At 52.7% G+C, this 17,976-nt stretch carries 18 protein-coding genes; 8 read left to right on the top strand and 10 right to left on the bottom strand.

Annotated elements, in window-relative coordinates; genetic code table 11:
- Positions 1-13: 13 nt before the first annotated feature.
- The gene (locus tag B9Z32_RS06885; protein WP_108420517.1) at positions 14-766 is read right to left on the bottom strand and encodes a sulfite exporter TauE/SafE family protein; all 753 of its coding nucleotides are present in this window, start codon (positions 764-766) and stop codon (positions 14-16) included.
- Between the two features lie 17 nt (positions 767-783).
- Positions 784-1,875, bottom strand: coding sequence for a redox-regulated ATPase YchF (ychF, locus tag B9Z32_RS06880; protein WP_108421062.1), 1,092 nt, complete (start codon positions 1,873-1,875; stop codon positions 784-786).
- A gap of 168 nt (positions 1,876-2,043) precedes the next feature.
- Between ychF and B9Z32_RS06875 the strand changes: the two genes are divergently transcribed.
- The 4 genes from B9Z32_RS06875 to B9Z32_RS06860 are packed head-to-tail and all read left to right on the top strand — an operon-like array spanning position 2,044 to position 6,214.
- Positions 2,044-3,222, top strand: coding sequence for an FAD-dependent monooxygenase (locus B9Z32_RS06875; RefSeq protein WP_108420516.1), 1,179 nt, complete (start codon positions 2,044-2,046; stop codon positions 3,220-3,222).
- Positions 3,223-3,234: 12 nt separating this feature from the next.
- Positions 3,235-3,948, top strand: coding sequence for a DsbC family protein (locus tag B9Z32_RS06870; protein ID WP_108420515.1), 714 nt, complete (start codon positions 3,235-3,237; stop codon positions 3,946-3,948).
- Positions 3,945-4,394 (top strand): DUF3429 domain-containing protein, encoded by a 450-nt coding sequence (locus B9Z32_RS06865; RefSeq protein ID WP_108420514.1) that lies wholly within the window; start codon positions 3,945-3,947, stop codon positions 4,392-4,394. Before B9Z32_RS06870 ends, B9Z32_RS06865 begins: the two co-directional genes overlap by 4 nt.
- Positions 4,391-6,214 (top strand): M61 family metallopeptidase, encoded by a 1,824-nt coding sequence (locus B9Z32_RS06860; protein ID WP_108420513.1) that lies wholly within the window; start codon positions 4,391-4,393, stop codon positions 6,212-6,214. The genes B9Z32_RS06865 and B9Z32_RS06860 overlap by 4 nt, the downstream gene beginning before the upstream one ends.
- A gap of 9 nt (positions 6,215-6,223) precedes the next feature.
- On the opposite strand, the gene paaK is transcribed toward B9Z32_RS06860, so the two are convergent.
- From paaK to B9Z32_RS06845, 3 genes are read right to left on the bottom strand one after another with little or no spacing between them, the layout of a single operon-like run.
- Positions 6,224-7,528: a phenylacetate--CoA ligase PaaK gene (gene paaK / locus B9Z32_RS06855; protein WP_108420512.1), complete on the bottom strand. Its 1,305-nt coding sequence runs from the start codon at positions 7,526-7,528 to the stop codon at positions 6,224-6,226.
- 34 nt (positions 7,529-7,562) lie between these two features.
- Positions 7,563-8,027: a hydroxyphenylacetyl-CoA thioesterase PaaI gene (gene paaI, locus B9Z32_RS06850; RefSeq protein WP_108421061.1), complete on the bottom strand. Its 465-nt coding sequence runs from the start codon at positions 8,025-8,027 to the stop codon at positions 7,563-7,565.
- 2 nt (positions 8,028-8,029) lie between these two features.
- A complete protein-coding gene (locus B9Z32_RS06845; RefSeq protein WP_108420511.1) occupies positions 8,030-8,833 on the bottom strand; it encodes an enoyl-CoA hydratase-related protein in 804 nt (267 codons plus the stop codon).
- A 157-nt stretch (positions 8,834-8,990) separates the two neighbouring features.
- On the opposite strand from B9Z32_RS06845, the gene B9Z32_RS06840 reads away from it, so the two are divergent.
- The gene (locus B9Z32_RS06840; RefSeq protein ID WP_108420510.1) at positions 8,991-9,770 is read left to right on the top strand and encodes an enoyl-CoA hydratase; all 780 of its coding nucleotides are present in this window, start codon (positions 8,991-8,993) and stop codon (positions 9,768-9,770) included.
- 13 nt (positions 9,771-9,783) lie between these two features.
- Positions 9,784-11,112, top strand: a complete 1,329-nt coding sequence (locus B9Z32_RS06835; RefSeq protein WP_233248117.1) for an MATE family efflux transporter — start codon at positions 9,784-9,786, stop codon at positions 11,110-11,112.
- A 22-nt stretch (positions 11,113-11,134) separates the two neighbouring features.
- Here B9Z32_RS06835 and B9Z32_RS06830 read toward each other — a convergent pair whose 3' ends face one another.
- Genes B9Z32_RS06830 through B9Z32_RS06820 form a run of 3 tightly spaced genes read right to left on the bottom strand, consistent with a single transcriptional unit; the run spans position 11,135 to position 13,254 of the window.
- Positions 11,135-12,142, bottom strand: a complete 1,008-nt coding sequence (locus B9Z32_RS06830) for an asparaginase (protein WP_108420509.1) — start codon at positions 12,140-12,142, stop codon at positions 11,135-11,137.
- Positions 12,139-12,939, bottom strand: coding sequence for an SUMF1/EgtB/PvdO family nonheme iron enzyme (locus tag B9Z32_RS06825; RefSeq protein WP_108421059.1), 801 nt, complete (start codon positions 12,937-12,939; stop codon positions 12,139-12,141). Before B9Z32_RS06825 ends, B9Z32_RS06830 begins: the two co-directional genes overlap by 4 nt.
- A gap of 33 nt (positions 12,940-12,972) precedes the next feature.
- On the bottom strand, positions 12,973-13,254 hold the full coding sequence (locus tag B9Z32_RS06820) for a cupin domain-containing protein (protein WP_158268184.1): 282 nt from the start codon (positions 13,252-13,254) through the stop codon (positions 12,973-12,975).
- A gap of 142 nt (positions 13,255-13,396) precedes the next feature.
- On the opposite strand from B9Z32_RS06820, the gene B9Z32_RS06815 reads away from it, so the two are divergent.
- Positions 13,397-13,756: a hypothetical protein gene (locus tag B9Z32_RS06815; protein ID WP_108420507.1), complete on the top strand. Its 360-nt coding sequence runs from the start codon at positions 13,397-13,399 to the stop codon at positions 13,754-13,756.
- Between the two features lie 30 nt (positions 13,757-13,786).
- Here B9Z32_RS06815 and B9Z32_RS06810 read toward each other — a convergent pair whose 3' ends face one another.
- Entirely contained in the window at positions 13,787-14,665 is an 879-nt protein-coding gene (locus B9Z32_RS06810; protein ID WP_108420506.1) for a class I SAM-dependent methyltransferase, read from the bottom strand.
- Between the two features lie 197 nt (positions 14,666-14,862).
- Here B9Z32_RS06810 and B9Z32_RS06805 point away from each other — a divergent pair, with 197 nt between their 5' ends.
- A complete protein-coding gene (locus B9Z32_RS06805; RefSeq protein ID WP_108420505.1) occupies positions 14,863-16,971 on the top strand; it encodes a TonB-dependent receptor domain-containing protein in 2,109 nt (702 codons plus the stop codon).
- Between the two features lie 12 nt (positions 16,972-16,983).
- Here B9Z32_RS06805 and B9Z32_RS06800 read toward each other — a convergent pair whose 3' ends face one another.
- A complete protein-coding gene (locus B9Z32_RS06800) occupies positions 16,984-17,976 on the bottom strand; it encodes a tripartite tricarboxylate transporter substrate binding protein (RefSeq protein WP_233248115.1) in 993 nt (330 codons plus the stop codon).

The raw sequence follows: 17,976 nt of genomic DNA, 5'->3' as shown, positions 1-17,976 counted from the left end.
ACACATCCGAAACCTAGCGGAACAGCAACACCACAGCAATTACCGCCAGGAAAACAAGCAAGGCTTTGCGAAAAGTCTCTTCACTCAAAAAATGTCGAATTTTTCGGCCGGTTAGCAGGCCCACAAACATGGGGATGATGGCTAAAAAAGAGTAGCCCACATCGTCCAATTGCATCCGGTCAAAATGCCACATGGCCCCATAAAGTGGCCATGCTGCGTTCAAGTAAATCACACTGATACAGCCTACAAACTCGTCGCGTTTGAGCTTCAAAGACATCAAGTAGCTGATCACAATGGGGCCCATCAGTGAAGATGCGCCGCCAAGCAAGCCTGAGACCGCACCCACCAAGGTGCCAGCAGCCGATTCTTTTTCGGGCGGAATATTGAAGCTTGGCTTGAAGGCCATGAGCACCACGGCAATGATGAGGGCACACGCCAGCAAAATGTCTAGCTCGCGCACGCTGAAAGACAACGTCCAATACACCGCTAGCACAGTCACAATGGCTTGCGTCAGCATGAGGGGCCAAAAACGCTTCATGCTGTTTTTCAAGCTGCCTTCTTGCCATACCTGCCACATGTTGGAAACCAAAACGGGCACCGAAATGAGCGCAATGGCTTGGGTGCTGCTGATGAAAAGCGACATGACGGGCACCGCAAACAAAGGCAAGCCCACGCCTAAGGTGCCCTTGATCACACCGCCACCCACGATGGCAGCCGAGCAGATCAAGACGATCAGCACCATGTCTGGGCTGAGATCAATGGGCATAGGTTGTACCGTCTGCTTTAGCTGCTGAACAAGAAGTTCATCACGTCGCCATCTTTGACCACGTATTCCTTGCCTTCAGCTCGCATTTTTCCAGCGTCCTTGGCACCTTGCTCACCCTTGTAAGCGATGTAATCGTCGTAGGAAATGGTTTGCGCCCTGATGTAGCCTTTTTCAAAGTCGGTGTGAATCACGCCGGCAGCTTGCGGGCCAGTATCGCCCACATGAATGGTCCATGCGCGCACTTCTTTCACGCCCGCCGTGAAGTAAGTTTGCAAACCCAAGAGTGAATAGGCAGAGCGAATCAAGCGATTGAGGCCTGGTTCTGTTTGACCCAACTCCTCCAAGAACATCTGGCGGTCTTCGTCTGACATTTCAGACATTTCCGCTTCTAGCTTGGCACAGATGGCCACCACGGGTGCGTTTTGGGCTGCAGCATAAGCCTTCAGTTTGTCAAGCAAGGGGTTGTTTTCAAAACCATCTTCGGCCACGTTGGCCACAAACATGGCCGGCTTGGCCGTGATCAAGAAAAACTGGCTGAGCAATGGGCGCTCTTCTTTGCTGAAGTCGATGGTGCGAACGGGCTTGCCTTCGTTCAATGCCGCTTGGCATTTTTCCAAAATGGCCACCAACTTGATGGACTCTTTGTCGCCAGAGCGCGCCGTTTTTTGCACGCGGTGCAAACCTTTTTCTACGGCTGTTAAGTCGGCCAAGCAAAGCTCCGTTTGAATCACTTCAATGTCGGAGATGGGGTCGACACGGCCCGCCACGTGAATCACGTTGTCGTCTTCAAAGCAGCGCACCACATTGATGGTGGCGTCTGTTTCCCGAATGTGAGCTAAGAATTTGTTGCCCAAGCCTTCACCGGTGCTGGCACCGGCCACCAAGCCGGCAATGTCGACAAACTCCACGATGGCAGGCACGATGCGCTCGGGGGTGATGATGGCGGCCAATTCTTGCAATCGAGTGTCGGGCACTTCCACCACGCCCGTGTTGGGCTCGATGGTGCAAAAAGGATAGTTCTCGGCCGCAATGCCCGCTTTGGTCAGGGCGTTAAAAAGGGTGGACTTGCCAACGTTGGGCAGGCCCACAATGCCGCATTTGAGGCTCATGGATGACTTTCTTGGATTCTGCGAATAATCCGTGATTTTAAAGGGTGTGCGTGGTCTAATTTCCATCCATGTCAGAAGCCATTTCTCAAAACACCTTGAAGTGCTCACTTTCCAGCCCCCTGCCCCCACCTGAACAAGGCCTACCCAACGCCTCCTACAATCAGAAGCATGTCGCTTTCAAACACCCAATTTGACGTTTGCATCAGGGGCGCCGGTATCGTCGGGCGCAGCCTTGCCTTGATGCTGGCTTCTCAAGGACTGCGGGTTGCGCTTGTCAATCTGCACGCATCCGCCAGCGCTGGCCAAGGTCACAGCGACGTTCGGGCCTACGCTTTGAACACGGCCGCCAAACAACTCCTCACCGACCTGCGCTGCTGGCCAGAAGCTTCTGCCTGCACGCCCATTTTAAAAATGCACATTGAAGGTGACCAAGGCGGCAATTTGGAATTCAGCGCCGCCGATCAGGGCGTTGAAGCTCTGAACTGGATGGTGGATGTCCCTAGCTTAGAGAACAATTTGCGCAAGGCCAGTGGCTTTCAGCCCCTGATTCAAGAGCTTGCTGAAAATGTTGCGGCGGCTCTAACCGTCATTTGTGAAGGCCGTGCCAGTCAAACACGAGCCGAATTGGGTGTTGCATTTGACGTCAAGCATTACGACCAACACGCCTTGGCCTGCCGCATTCGCACACAATCGCCCCACTCGCAAGTGGCCCGTCAATGGTTTCAAAACACGCATGGCCCAGAAATTTTGGCCTTCTTGCCCATTGGCGGCGAAGCCAGCCATGAATGGGCAGTGGTTTGGTCTCTCACCATTGCTCGCGCGCAAGCTTTGCAAAATGTCAGCGCTGATGCTTTTCAGCTTCAATTGCAGGACGCCAGCCAAGGTATTGCTGGCTTTGTAGAACTCATCAGTGAGCGCGCCGTGTGGCCTTTGCAACTGGCCAAAGCAGGCCGATGGACGGGCACTATGCCAGGATCAGGCACCGGCAAACAGGCCGCATCGTTTGTACTGGCTGGCGACGCCGCACACGCCATCCACCCCTTGGCGGGTCAAGGTCTGAATGTGGGTCTGGCCGATGCGGCCAAATTGGCCAGCGTCATTCAGGCCAAAGAGTTTTGGCGCCCCATCAGCGATTTGAAATTGTTGCGTCGCTACGAACGCGCCCGGCAGGCAGAAGTCGTAGCCATGGGCTGTGTCACAGATGGCTTGCAAACACTTTTTGCTGAGCCCTCTGTCCCTGTGCAAAAACTTCGCAACTGGGGCATGTCTGCCTTCAATCAATTGAGCCCTTTGAAGAAATGGATGGCCGGAGAAGCCATGAAAACTTCACGCCAATCTACACCTTAGGATTTTTAAATCATGCGTTTGTTTCAATTCTTCACATTGACCTGCTTGATTTTGGCAAGCACATTCAGCTTGGCCCAGGACGCCAACTTGAAAAAAATCTTGAGTGAACGCCTGCCTTCTTTGCCCAAAATTGAAGAGATTTCCAAAACACCCATGCCTGGTGTGTTTGAAATTCGGGTGCAGGGCAATGAGATTTTTTATGCCGATGCCAAAGGCGATTTTCTGATTCAGGGTGCACTGATTGACACCAAGCAAAAACGCAATTTGACCGAAGAGCGCACCGAAAAACTCTCTGCCGTTCCATTTGACAGCCTGCCCTTGAAGTTTGCAATTACACAAGTGAGAGGCAATGGCAAGCGAAAACTGGTGGTTTTTTCAGACCCCAACTGCGGCTATTGCAAGCGCTTTGAACGCGATTTGCAAAAGATTGACAACGTCACCCTGTATCACCTGATGTACCCCGTCTTGGGCGAAGACTCGAGGCTCAAATCACGCAACATTGCATGCGCCAAAGACAGAGCCAAAACTTGGAACGACTGGATGCTGCAGGGCATTACGCCTCCTACCGTGTCCTGCGACAACCACAACATCGATGCCATTGTGGAGTTTGGCAGAAAGAATCGCATCAATGGCACACCCACCATGTTTGTGACTGATGGCACACGCGTTCCTGGTGCCATCGACGCGGCCCAAATTGAAGCCTTGTTAAACGCTGTCAAGCCATGAACCCACACGCAGATCAAACACGAAGACAAGTCAAATGGTTGGCCTATGCAGGCCTCACGCCATTTGTGGGCATGGCCATTTTGCTTTGGTTGGTCGATGCCGACTTACACCCTTTCTTGGCCTTGGCCATGGCAGGTTACGGCGCCGCCATTGTTTCTTTTTTAGGCGGCATTCATTGGGGCATTGGTTTTAAAAATGTTTTGCGCATGCACAATGCACCGCTGTTTAATTTTGGCTGGGGCGTGGTGCCTTCACTGTTGGCATGGATTGCCGTCACCATGCCCGCTTATGCAGGTTTGCCATTGTTGGCTTTGATCTTGGGCATTTGCTATGCCGTCGACCGCAAAACATACATAGAAGCAGGTTTACAAGAGTGGTTGCCCATGCGATTGAATCTCACGCTGGTGGCTGCCTTGAGTTGCTTAATGGGAGCTGCTGCCACATGAGTTCGAGAAAAACTTTGCCTGCTGTTCACTACAGCATTGATGCCAGTCACACCCATTCCCATCTCTTTAAAATTTCACTCCACATTGAAGCGCCGCAGGCTGGGCAATTGGTGTCATTGCCTGTTTGGATTCCTGGCAGTTATTTGGTGCGTGAGTTTGCCAAGAATTTGCAAAACTTAAAGGCGTCGCAAGGCGGCAAAGCCGTTGCAACACACCAAGACAACAAAAGTCAGTGGCACATTCAGTGCAAAGAAGGCCATGCCCTGCAATTGAGCTATGAGGTCTATGCCTTCGACAATTCGGTGCGCACTGCTTGGCTCGACACTCAGCGCGGCTTCTTCAATGGCACCAGTTTGTGTTTGCGGGTGCATGGTCAAGAAGAGCTGCCCCATGCCATCACATTGACAGCCATCAAAGGCAGTGCATGGCAAGTGGCTACAGGTCTGCAAGCGAGCAAAGTCAACAAGCAAGGCTTTGGCGATTATGTGGCGGCCAATTACGATGAGTTGGTCGACTGTCCTTTTGAGCTGGGCAATTTTTGGCGCGGCCAATTTACAGCTTGCGGCATTCCCCATGAGTTTGTGGTGGCGGGCGCCATGGCCTCCTTCGATGGGGCCCGTCTGTTGGCCGATACACAAAAAATTTGTGAAACCGAAATCAAGTTTTGGCACGACAAAAAACCCGCTGCCAGTGCCCCCTACAAGCGCTATGTGTTCATGCTCAATGCGGTTGAAGAAGGCTATGGCGGCTTGGAGCATCGCAACTCAACGGCCCTCATTTGCAATCGCCGTGATTTGCCTGCGCTTGGCATGAAGAAAGTGCCAGACGCTTATGTCACTTTGCTGGGCTTGATCAGCCACGAGTATTTTCACACTTGGAATGTGAAGCAATTGCGCCCTGCTGAGTTCAAGCGCTACGACTACACCCAAGAAAATTACACCCAACTTCTTTGGTTCTTTGAAGGCTTTACCAGCTACTACGACGACCTGCTTTTGCGCCGTGCCAAGCTCATTGACGACAGCACTTATTTCAAATTGATCAACAAAACTATCAATATGGTTTTGCAAGCGCCAGGCCGGCAAGTGCAGTCGGTGGCGCAAGCCAGTTTTGATGCGTGGGTGAAGTACTACCGCCAAGACGAGAACACCCCCAACAGCACCATCAGCTACTACACCAAGGGCGCCTTGGTGGCCTTGTGCCTCGATTTGTCAATGCGCTCCGAAGGCTCGGGCAACCTAGACCAAGTCATGCGAGGTTTGTGGCAACGCTGCCAAGGCGGACCCCTCACAGAGGCTGACTTGCTGGCTGAGTTGCAAGCTCAAACAGGCCGCAGTTGGCAAAAAGAAATCAAGGCATGGGTGCACAGCACGCAAGAATTGCCACTCAAAACTTTGTTGTCATCACACGGCATTGTGGTGCACGAAGACCCCTCGCAAATGGCACAGCGCTTGGGTTTGCGAGTTGCAGAAACCCAAGGTGTGGTTCAAGTCAAAGCCGTATTGCGCGGTGGTGCCGCCGAAAAAGCGGGCATGGCCGCTGGCGATGAATGGTGGGCTGTGGCCAGCAGCAAAGCCAAATCGACCACGTGGCGCTTGAAGAAGCTGGACGACTTGCCCTTGCTGCTGGGCAACGACAAGAAGGCCAAAGCCACCGTCACGCGCGATCAAAAAGTTTTTGAGTTGGATTTGAACATTCCGTCTGATGTGCACACTTGGCGTTTGAGCTACACCAACTCCGACCAAGCACACCAAGCGCGCACCAGCGCGTGGTTAGACGGTGCTGCAAACCACACCCCCAACCACGCCAGCAATTCCGTTTAACGCTTTGCTTTATTTGGCGCGCAGGTCGAGCACTCGCTTGGCCTTGCCTTGGCTGCGCTCTACGCCGCCTTCTGCGCGCAAATCGATTTCAACACTCGAGCCAATGTAGACCTTGATTTCGTGCTGCAGCATTTTGGCTGCAGCGTGGGCTTCAGGGCTGTCTGGTTGGGTGCCGGGGCGTATTTCAACGGCCACCTTCAAGTTGTCCATGGGCCCTTCGCGCGTGAGCACACATTGGTAGTGGGGTGCCAATTCTGGGCGCTTCAAAATCAACTCTTCAATTTGAGATGGAAACACATTGACACCGCGAATGATCATCATGTCATCGCTGCGGCCCGTGATTTTTTCCATTCGGCGCATGGTGCGTGCCGTGCCTGGCAACAATCGGGTTAAGTCACGGGTTCGGTACCGAATGATGGGCAAGGCTTCTTTGGTGAGGCTGGTGAACACCAGTTCGCCCATCTCGCCATCGGCCACCGGCTCGCCCGTTTCGGGGTTGATGATTTCCGGATAGAAATGGTCTTCCCAAATGGTGGGACCATCTTTGGTTTCAATGCACTCACTGGCAACGCCTGGGCCCATCACTTCCGACAAGCCATAAATGTCCACAGCATCAATGCCCATGCGCTGCTCAATGGCCGCGCGCATGTCGTTGGTCCAGGGCTCGGCACCAAAAATACCAATGCGCAAGGATGTACTGCGTGGGTCAATGCCCTGCCGCTCAAACTCATCGGCAATGGCCAGCATGTAGCTAGGCGTGACCATGATGATCTCGGGTTTGAAATCTTGAATGAGCTGCACTTGGCGCTCGGTTTGCCCACCGCCAAAAGGCACCACCGTGAGGCCTAATTTTTCTGCACCGTAATGCGCGCCTAAACCACCAGTGAACAAACCATAGCCATAACTCACATGCACCATGTCGCCGGCTTGCGCACCACCTGCTCGAATACTGCGCGCCACCACCGTGGCCCAAGTGTCAATGTCGCGCTGTGTATAGCCCACCACGGTCGGCTTGCCGGTGGTGCCACTGGATGCATGAATGCGCGAGCAGCCCGAGCGCGGCACCGCAAACATGCCGTAGGGATAGCTGTCGCGCAAATCGGCTTTGGTGGTGAAAGGAAACTTGGCCAAGTCGGCCAACGATTTGCAATCAGAGGGGTGCACGCCCGCTGCATCAAACTTGCGCTTGTAAACCGGCGAGTTGTCGTAAGCGTGTTGCAGCGTGGCTTTCAAGCGCTTGAGTTGCAAAGAACGCAGTTCATCGGTGCTGGCTTTTTCGATGGGTTCTAAAGGCAAACGTGAGGGGGTGCTCATCAAAAATTCTCCGTCGTATTGCTGCGGTTCTGAATTATTCAGGAATGACTGTGCCTTGAATTTGCGCGCTCTTGCCTCTGAACATGGCAATTACTTCGCCTTTCTGGTTGGTCACTTTCATGTCATAGATGCCGTGGCGGCCACTTAAGGTTTGCTCTTGCCCAACGCAGGTCAAGACATCGCCCAGCTGGCCCGATTTTAAAAATTCAATGCTGCAACCGGCGGCCACAGCCACCTTGTTGTAGCTGTTGCAAGCAAACGCAAAGGTGGAATCGGCCAACGTAAAGATAAATCCGCCATGACAAATTTTGTGACCATTCAAGTGCATGTCTTTGACCGTCATTTGAATTACAGCGCGACCCGGTTCACAAGAAATGAGCTGCATGCCCATGGTGTCTTTGCTGGCAGTGTCTACGGCAAACATCGACTCACCCACTTGCTTGGCCAAATCAATGGCCGCTTGTGAAGGTGTGGCGAGATGGGAATGGGTGGTACTCATGTTCATTCACCTTTGAAATTGGCGGGCCGCTTTTCGAGGAAAGCTTTCACACCTTCGAAGTAATCGTGCGATTGACCCAGCTCAGATTGCGCATCGCGCTCTTGGTCAAGTTGCTCAGACAAGCTTCGGGTATGCGCACCTGCCATGAGTTTGCGCGTGGCCACCAATGCTTTGGTGGGCATGACGGCCAATTTGTCGGCCATGCTGAGCGATGCAGCCACAGCGTCGTCGGCCACATCCCAAATCATGCCCCACGCCTTGGCTTGCTCGGCCATCAATTTGTCGCCCGTCATGGCCAGTGCCAAAGCGCGCGGCAAACCCAAACGCTCTACCAATAACCAGCTGCTGCCTGCGTCGGGAATGAGACCAATTTTGCTAAAGGCTTGAATAAAACTGGCTTGCGGCGAAGCAATGACAATGTCGCAAGCCATGGCAATCGATGCACCCGCACCAGCTGCCACGCCATTGACGGCGGCCACTACAGGCATGCGCAAAGCTTGAATACGGCGTGTGGTGGGGTTGAACGCTTGATCAATGATGGGGCCAGGATCGGCACGTTTGACCATGTCGGGGCCGGGTGTGAAATCAAACTCCGACAAATCGGCACCGGCACAAAAACCTCTGCCAGCGCCTGTTAACACCATGGCTCTGATTTCGGCATCAGCTTCGGCTTGGTCAAATGCTGCCCACAAATCGTGGTGCATTTGGCGTGTAAAGCTGTTCAGCGCTTGGGATCGGTTCAATGTGACCAAGGCCACGGCGCCGCGTTTTTCAAAGGTCACTGACAAAGTGTGTTCTGAGGTCATGGTCTAAGTCTGGGTCGAGGTTCGGATGTTGGCAGAAACTGAAAATGTACCATTAACCGACCGATCGGTTGGCTAATATTTTCCCTTGATTTAAGCACCTTTTGCGTCCCGTTATAGTCAGGGGTAATGGCATTTAGCACCTGATAGGAGAAACCTTTTGTCTTACGAAAACATTGAAGTCCGCGTTGAAGGCGGCAAAGTCGGTATCGTTACCCTCAACCGCCCCAAAGCATTGAATGCTTTGAATGGCCCCTTGATGGACGAACTGGGCACAGCTCTGAAGGCCTTTGACGCCGACGAAGCCATTGGCTGCATCATCATCACAGGCAGTGAAAAGGCCTTTGCAGCAGGGGCCGACATCTCGGCCATGGCCAAGCACAACTTCAACGACGTCTACAAACAAGATTTCATCACGCGCAACTGGGAAACCATTCGCAGCATTCGCAAGCCCGTGATTGCGGCGGTGAGCGGCTTTGCTTTGGGCGGTGGTTGCGAGTTGGCCATGATGTGCGACTTTATGATTGCTGCTGAAAACGCCAAGTTTGGCCAACCCGAAATCAAGTTGGGCATCATTCCTGGTGCAGGCGGTACACAACGTTTGCCCCGCGCTGTGGGCAAATCAAAGGCCATGGACATGGCCTTGACAGCCCGCATGATGGACGCGCACGAAGCAGAGCGCGCAGGCCTGGTGAGCCGCGTGGTGCCTACCGATAAATTGATGGAAGAAGCCTTGGGCGCTGCCCTGGTCATTTGCGGCATGGGCCAATTGGCAGTGATGGCGGCCAAGGAATGCGTCAACCGCGCCTTCGAAAGTGGCCTGAGCGATGGCGTGATGTTTGAGCGCCGTTTGTTCCATTCGATGTTTGCAACCGAAGATCAAAAAGAAGGCATGGACGCATTTTTGAACAAGCGCGCACCTCAATTCGTGAATCGTTAAGCCGAAGCGCTAGTTGCAAAACTCACTCACCACAGCGCCCATCGTTCCGACGATTTGGCGCTTGACCCTCCCCAACCTTTTGGCCATGACCGCCGGTACGCTGGTGAGCATTGCTGAAACTTGGTATGTGGGGTATTTGGGCACCATGTCCTTGGCCGGCATTGCCTTGGTTTTTCCATGCATCATGTTGCAGCAAATGTTGTCTGCAGGGTCTATGGGAGGCGGTATTTCGTCGGCTGTGAGTCGAGCACTTGGCGCCAACGATTTGGGCAAAGCCAACGCGCTGGTGTTGCATGCCGCCCTGATCTGTTTGGGCATGGGCTTATTCTTCACGTTCGTTTTCATTGTTTGGGGCGAACCTATTTTTCGCTTGCTAGGGGGTCAGGGCGAAGCACTGGCGCAATCTTTGGCCTATGCGAATGTGGCATTTTGGGGCGCCGCGAGTATTTGGCTGACCAACGGTTTTGCGTCTGTCATTCGCGGATCTGGCAACATGAAAACGCCCTCCTTGGTGTTGTTGATAGCTTGTGTGGCACAAGTGACCTTGAGCGGTGTTTTAGGTTTGGGTTGGGGGCCTATTCCGAGTTTCGGCATGGCGGGCATTGCAATGGGATATGTCATTGCGTTTAGCGCAAGCACCCTGTATTTGTTTGCCTATTTGCGCTCTTCTCGCAGCATGCTGCGCTTGAGTTTCAAGAGCCCATTGTCAAAACCTTTGTTCATGGACATTCTCAAAGTGGGCGCCATGTCTAGCTTGTCTACTTTGCAAACAGTGGCCACCATTTTGATTTTGACGCGGCTCATTTCAAGCTTTGGCCCCGAAGCCTTGGCAGGTTATGGCATTGGCACACGTCTGGAGTTTTTGTTGGTGCCCATGACCTTTGCATTTGGTGTGGCCTGTGTACCCATGGTGGGCATGGCTTTGGGTGCGCAACTTTTTGAGCGCGCCAAAAAAGTGGCCTGGGCTGGCTCTCTCATGTCTGCAGCATTGATAGGCGGTATTGGTCTGTTAGTCACTGTTTGGCCTGGCGTTTGGTCTGAAATGTTCACGAGCAACACCACCGTTTTATTTCATGCCCATCAGTATTTCCTATGGGTTGGCCCTTGTTATGGTTTCTTTGCAATTGGTTTGTGCCTGTACTTTGCATCGCAAGGCGCAGGCAAGCTTTTGGGGCCTGTTTTAGCAGGCACTTTCAGGCTGCTTGTGGTGGCAATTGGGGGCTATTGGCTCGTTGAAAAAAATGGCAGCATTGAGCACCTGTTTATGCTCATTGCAGCAGGCATGGTGAGCTTTGGCTTACTCACTGCAGTGTCTGTTTGGAAAGTCAGCTGGTCTCGATGAATTGAAGCAGCCTCTTGCTGCTTCAGGCCTTCTGAATTTGAAAAACAGGGCGCCGCTCTCCCACTTGAGCACCCTTGATGTTTTGAATTGGTTGAGCACGCCAAGCCCCTAAAGCCTCACGCTGCTGGGCATCCAACCACCCCAACTGATCAAGCGCTTCAATGGTGGCCGCAAACAAGGCCACCTTGTTGCCATCGGCAATCTTCAAAGCCAGCGCCTGCCCTCTAGAACGACTGGCCACCACTTGCACGCCATCAGCCCCAACCTTGGTCACCCAATCGCCGCGTCCTGCGCGCATGAGGTCTGCATCGTTGCGGCCCGTACCCGACACCAGTTCTGGATGGGCTGTCATGGCTTCGCCCAACAGTTTCAAACTGTTGCCATACTTCGAATCAGACTCGGGGGTGGCCAATCGGGCATAAGCTCTGGCCAAACTGGAAAGTGGCATGGCAAAGTTGGGGGCGGAGCAACCGTCTACGCCCCAGGCCATGTCCTTGGACTCAACCGCAGACACATCTGCCACCGCTTTTCTAACGGCCTGCTGAAGTGGGTGATCTAAGTCGGTGTAGGTTTCGGTGGGCAAACCATGCAATGCGCAGTAAGCCAAAAAACCACTGTGCTTGCCGCTGCAGTTGTGATGCCGCTCGTCGTATTCAAAGCCATCGGGCAAGGGCTTGTCGTTGAAGCTAAAGCGATAAGGCACATGGCAGCCACAGCGCAACTGCTGATAGCGGGTACCGCTCTTTTGAAGTATGGACGAGACCTGCGCCACATGCATGTCTTCGCCGTTGTGACTGGCACACATGAGCGCCAACTCTTGAGAAGTGAAACCAAAATGTGAGGCACCCCCACTTTGCATTAGGGGCAAAGCTTGCAGCGCTTTCAAGGTCGATCGAGTGAAGCAAAGCCAGTGTGGATTGCCAGCTGAAGCCATCAATTTGCCATTGGCGTCTGTGACTGCCAAAGCGCCCATGTGCAGGCACTCAGAGATGCCGTTGCGAGTGAGCTCAATCATGGGAGCGAAATTCATAGCGCCTTTGTCACACACCTAAAGCCGACGTAGCCCACTCGGGTGTCTCTTGGCTTGGTGGCTACGTCGTCTGCCACCTGTCTGCTGGCGTCGTACCACCACGAAGCACCGCGGGTGATTCTCTCGTCACCACTGCCCGTGTCAACCCACTCCCAGACATTACCGCCCATGTCAAACAAACCGTTCACCCCGGGGAGCGTTGTCATCACGGGCACATGCCCTGTGCCGCGCCAAAGTGAGCCCGTGGGCGCTGTGCCCTTCAAAGAAGTGCAGCCTTCTAAGCAATGACTTTGTCGCGCGCTGTCACCATTTGGATAACGATAACGTTTGCCTGAAATAAATCCGTCAGGGGCTGGCGATCTTTGTTCAACAAAAGCGGCATTGACCCACTCGGTGTCACGAGGCAAGCGCTTGCCATCGTGTTGACAAATTTTTTGGGCCTCATCAAATGTGAGATGCACTGCGGGCTCATTGTCTTGCGCCGGAACTCCGAAGGGCGCACGCCAAGTCCAGCCTTTTTTAAGGACAAAGCCCGCCTCGTAAATAAAACCACCGCCTTCTTTTTCAGCGCGGCTGACAAAACCCGTGCTTTGCGCATAACGTTTGACCTGCCCCACAGTTACCTCGTGGGCGTCCCACATCAAGCCATGCACTTTGAGCTGCTTGCCAATTGGCAAATTGCTTGGTGCTTGTGTTTGTATTTGTGTTTGGGTCTGTGTTTGTGCTTGCGCCAACACAGCCACACTCAGCCCCAAACAGAGCCCAAACAGATTCACAAGCAATGAAATTCTGCTCATGCAGCCTTGCATCTTGAACTCGGCATTTTGAAATTAGAGCTTGCGGGCAACCCAAAATGTGGCGCCCTCTGAGCCATAAAGCTCAGAGTGCTCTACGTCGCGAGCAATAAAGAAGCTTTGACCAGCTTGGTAGGTCTGTACCCCTGAATCAAAAGTCATTTGCACTTGGCCAGCAGCAAGCTGAACCTTGACGTCAAAGGGGTGGGTGTGCTTTCCAACCGCAAGGTTGGGCGCCCACTCTTTTTGAACAACCTCGTCAAAGCCGTCTTCCATGGCTTGCGCAGTGAATTCCGTCAAATTGGCATGTGATTTCATCATTGAAAACAGATTGACTGTTGGTAGATTAAAACGCTACATCCTACCCAATTGTTCATTTTCTGTCTTTTAATCTGACAAATGGGTGGCGTAAACCAAAACCCTAGCTCAGACGTTAAAGTGTTATTCACAGGAGACCGCCATGAAAAAACTGTTTGTTTTAATGCTTTTAGCCTTCAGTGCATCTGCCATGGCTCAGCACCATGGTCACGGTTCTGGTTTTAGACATGGCCATGGCTTCAAACATGGCCATAGTTGGCATGGCGGGCATGGCTATTGGGCCCGTGGCCACTCAGGTGCTTGGAATTGGGCGGTTCCTGCAGCCATTGGTGGTTTGATCATTTATGAAGCCACTAGGCAACCCGTCATTGTTCAGCCCAATCCGATCATCATTCAGCAGCAAACTTTGCCCTTCGCCCAAGACAACCCCAGCTGCACCCCCTGGACAGAAGTGCACAGCTCAGACGGCACCATCAGCAGAACCCGCACCTGCACGCAATAAACATTTTTTAATCTGCCTTAAACAGCTTGTTCAAGGACGCCGTCCTTCAACCCTCACCACCGAGGGTTGAATATCAACCATGCCGTAAGGCCCCGTCACTTCGCCCGTTAGTACATTGCCATTCAAAAGTACTTTGACAGCCTTCACCAGCCCATCGGCATTGATAAAACTGAAATGAAGCGCAGCGCCGTCCATGCGGGCACCCATTACATTTTGGGTCTTGCCTTGAAGCGTCAAAGTGCCAGCCACTCGCTGAAAGGCTTGGTCTATGGTCAGAGTGGCCAAATTTTTTTCATCCAGCCCCGACAAACGCCAAACACCGGCCACTCTGGCTGGCACGGTCCAAAAGTAGCCTGTGGCGTTGCTAACGGTAATGACCTCATCGGGCTCCCAATCACCCATTGAAAAGTTGTGTGAAAGCACCCGCGTGCCAGGCTTCATGGCCAAAATGGTGGGGCGAAGCTGTGCGTTCAACTCTTCCAACAGATACATGGTGACCACCGTGGCTTTGGAAAAATCTTCTTTGAAGATATCGCCTTGCACAATGCGAACGCGATCGGCCACACCGGCCCTTTGTGCATTGCGCTGCGCGAGGGCTGCCAAATCTTTGTTGTACTCAATGCCCCAAGCTCGGGCGCCAAAAAGTCGTGCGGCCGCAATGGGGATCTTGCCATCACCTGCACCCAAATCAACCACTTCATCTTGAGGACCCACTTTGGCAGCCTTCAACATTTTCACAATCAGATCATCTCCCGTGGGCAACCACATGACGTCCTTGCCGTTCTGGCCTCGCTTTGGCGCATAAGTTTCGGGCTGCGTCACACTGCATGCTTGAAGAAAGAGAACAGCACACAAAATGAGGCTAACAAGGCCCAGTGTGCGTTTGAAGTTGGTTTGAGTAGATTGCATTTGAGATAGATACCGAAAACAAGCAGCCTACTTTATGCCAAAGTTTGTCGATGTCAATAGTCACTTCGATTGTGCGCCAAGCATCAGAATGGAAATCTGATCGTGGGGTCTCTTGATGGCTTCAAGACAAACGATCTAAAGCAATTTAATATTTCCGAAGCGGTTTTCAAAACCATCATTTACCTTCAACCACACACATGAAATTTCCTTGGCCCAAGCCTTCCTTCAAATTGCGACATGGGTTCATTGTGGCAATTGGAATGCATGCTGTGTCGGTGTTTGGACAAAGCCTAGATACCCAAGAAGTGTTAGTCCAAAGCGGCCGCTTGGCACAACGTCAATTTGATGCACCCGCATCGGTTTATGCCATCGATGGCCAGACCATTCGCAATTCAGGGCCGCAGGTTAATTTGTCAGATGTTTTGAACCAAGCACCTGGCGTGGTTGCGTTCAATCGCAACAACTACGCCCAAGACGTTCAAATTTCAATTCGAGGATTTGGTGCTCGTTCGGCGTTTGGATTGCGCGGTTTTCGCTTAATCACAGATGGCATTCCCGCCACCACGCCAGATGGGCAAGGACAGGCTTCTACGGTCAGCCTCACATCTGCAGACAGAATTGAAGTCTTAACCGGACCCTTGGCTCAGCTCTACGGCAATTCTGCTGGCGGTGTCATTCAAGTGTTTACCAGAGAGGCTGAAGCAGTGCCTACACTGCAGTCCCAAATAGTGATGGGCAGCCATGGCCTTTCACGCACCGACTGGCAGTTTAGCCAACGCTCTGGCCAAGTCAGTTTTGTGGGCGATTACAGCACTTTTCACATTCAAGGCTACAGAGCCCACAGCGAGGCAAAAAGAGAACAGATCAACACCTTGATGCGCATTGATGTCAGCCCGCAAACACGCATCAAACTGCTGGCCAATCTGTTTAGCATGCCCTATGCCAAAGACCCGCTTGGCCTCACACTTGCTCAGGCACTTGCCAATCCCAAACAAGCCGGCAACAACGCTGTTGTCAACGACGGCCGCAAAACAGTGAGCCAAGAACAATTGGGTGCGGTGCTCGAACACCAGATTGATCCTCAGATCCGAGTTCAAGCTCGGATTTATGGCGGTACCCGAGAAAACCTTCAGTACCAGGCCAGCTCACCCACTGCGGGATCTTGGGTGGGCCTTGATCGCAACTTTCACGGCATAGGCTTTCAGGTACAAGGAAAAAATCAGCGCCTTGCCCATCAATCCTTCGATTGGGTGCTGGGTTTTGATCAAGACTTCTCAGGTGAAATGCGGCAAGGCGGTTTGGCCAATGCGGGCGCCAAAGTGGGCAGCATCAATCGCAGTGAACTGAACGAGAGCAGCAACAGCGATATCTTTGCTCAAGCAAACTGGCGCTTCTTGCCTCAGTTGAGCATAACCACCGGCTTGCGCTCAAGCACCATCCAACTGCAAAGCCGCGACGATTATTTGGCAGATGGCGCCAATGGCTCTGGCAAGGTCACTTACAAAGCGGTCAATCCTGTGTTGGGGGCCACCTGGCATCTCAATGATGCGCTCAACCTTTACCTCAATTCTGGTCGTGGCTTTGAAACGCCCACCTTGTCTGAATCGGTGTACACCCAATCTGGCAACGCTGTTCTAGGCTTGTTCAATGCCAACTTGGTGCCCTCACGCATTCAGCACCTTGAGCTTGGCGGCAAATGGACACCATCGCCACAGACCCGCATCGACACTGCGCTTTTTAGAATTCAAACCGACAATGAAATTGTGACTAGCCTGTCGGTTGGCGGTCGCACGGCTTTTACCAATGCACAGCAAACGCAGCGCCAGGGTATTGAAATTTCTGCACGACATTTGTGGAACCAGCACTGTCGCACGCTTCTCTCTGCTACGGCCATCAATGCTCAATATGGGGAGAACACGTCATTGGCTGGCAAGTATCTGCCCGGCATCCCACGCCAACAACTTTTTTCTTCCATCGCTTGGTCTGAAAAAGGCTTTCAGCTGGGCAACAAAAATTCAGTGTCAGGCAAAGAAGCCAACTTAGATTGGGTGGCTCGCTCTCGACTTTGGGCCAATGACAGCAATGACGCGTCGGGCACTGCCATCGGCTATGGCATGTTGAATGCACGCGTCAGGCAGCACTTCCAATGGGGCCAAGCTCAAGTTGTCGCTTTTGTTGGCATCGACAATTTGACAGACAAACGCGCAGTGGGTTCCGTCATCATCAATCAAGCCAACAAACAATTTTTTGAGCCCGCATTGCCACGCAATGCGATCATGGGTGTGACTACCAAACTAGCACTTTAAAAAATTGAAGTGTTATTGCGGTTCAATCTTGGCTTCGCGAATGGCCTTGGCCCACTTGGCTGTTTCAGTTCTAGAACGTTGTGCCAGCGCTTCAGGCGAGCCTGGTGCAGTTTCAAAACCCAGTGCAGAGAATCGCTCCAGTATGGCTTTGTCGTTGGCAGCAGCATTCAAAGCAGCATTGAGTTTTTGAATCATGTCGGCCGGCGTACCTGCTGGTGCAAACATGGCGAAGTAAGCAATCAACTCGTAGTCTTTCAAGCCGAGTGCTTCATTCACTGTGGGCAACTCAGGAATGGCTTTGGAACGCTGAGTAGATGTTACAGCCAAACCGCGAATTTTGCCGCCCTTGACTTGGGGCAGCATGACCGCAAAATCGGCAGTAAACATATTGACCTGACCACCAATGAGGTCGGTCATGGCGGCGGGGCCACTCTTGTAGGGCACGTGCGTCATTTGAATACCGGCCATGCTGGCCAACATTTCAGACGACACCAATTGCGAGGTGCTGGCACTGGCAAATGTCACTGTGGTGGGCTTTGCCTTTGCCATGTCGACAAACTCTTTCAAAGTTTTGGCAGGCACATCGTTGTTGACACCCACAATGAGGGGCACCGAGCCCATATAACCAATAGGCGCAAAAGCGGTGTCTTGATCGTAGGGCAGTTTCTTCATCAAACTTTTGAGCGCTGCATTGGTGCTGTTGGTGCCAATGAGAATGGTGTAGCCATCGGGGGCCGATTTGGCCACGGCATCTGCACCCAACATGCCATTGACGCCTGCTCTGTTTTCAACCACGATGGGTTGACCCAAAACTTCAGACATTTTTTGCGCAAATGCTCTACCAATTTGATCGGTGGCACTGCCCGCTGCAAAGGGCACGATGGCCTTGATGGGTTTGTTAGGGTAGGCCTGCGCTTGAGCTTGTGTGGCAAGCAGTGCCACACCCAAACCCAACATCATGCTGAGCAAACTTTTTTTCAAACCAGCCATACGGGTAATTTTCAT

Origin of the sequence: Limnohabitans sp. MMS-10A-178 (assembly GCF_003063375.1) — a bacterium.
Classification (GTDB): domain Bacteria; phylum Pseudomonadota; class Gammaproteobacteria; order Burkholderiales; family Burkholderiaceae_C; genus Limnohabitans_A.
This window is presented reverse-complemented; position numbering and strand designations above follow the sequence as displayed.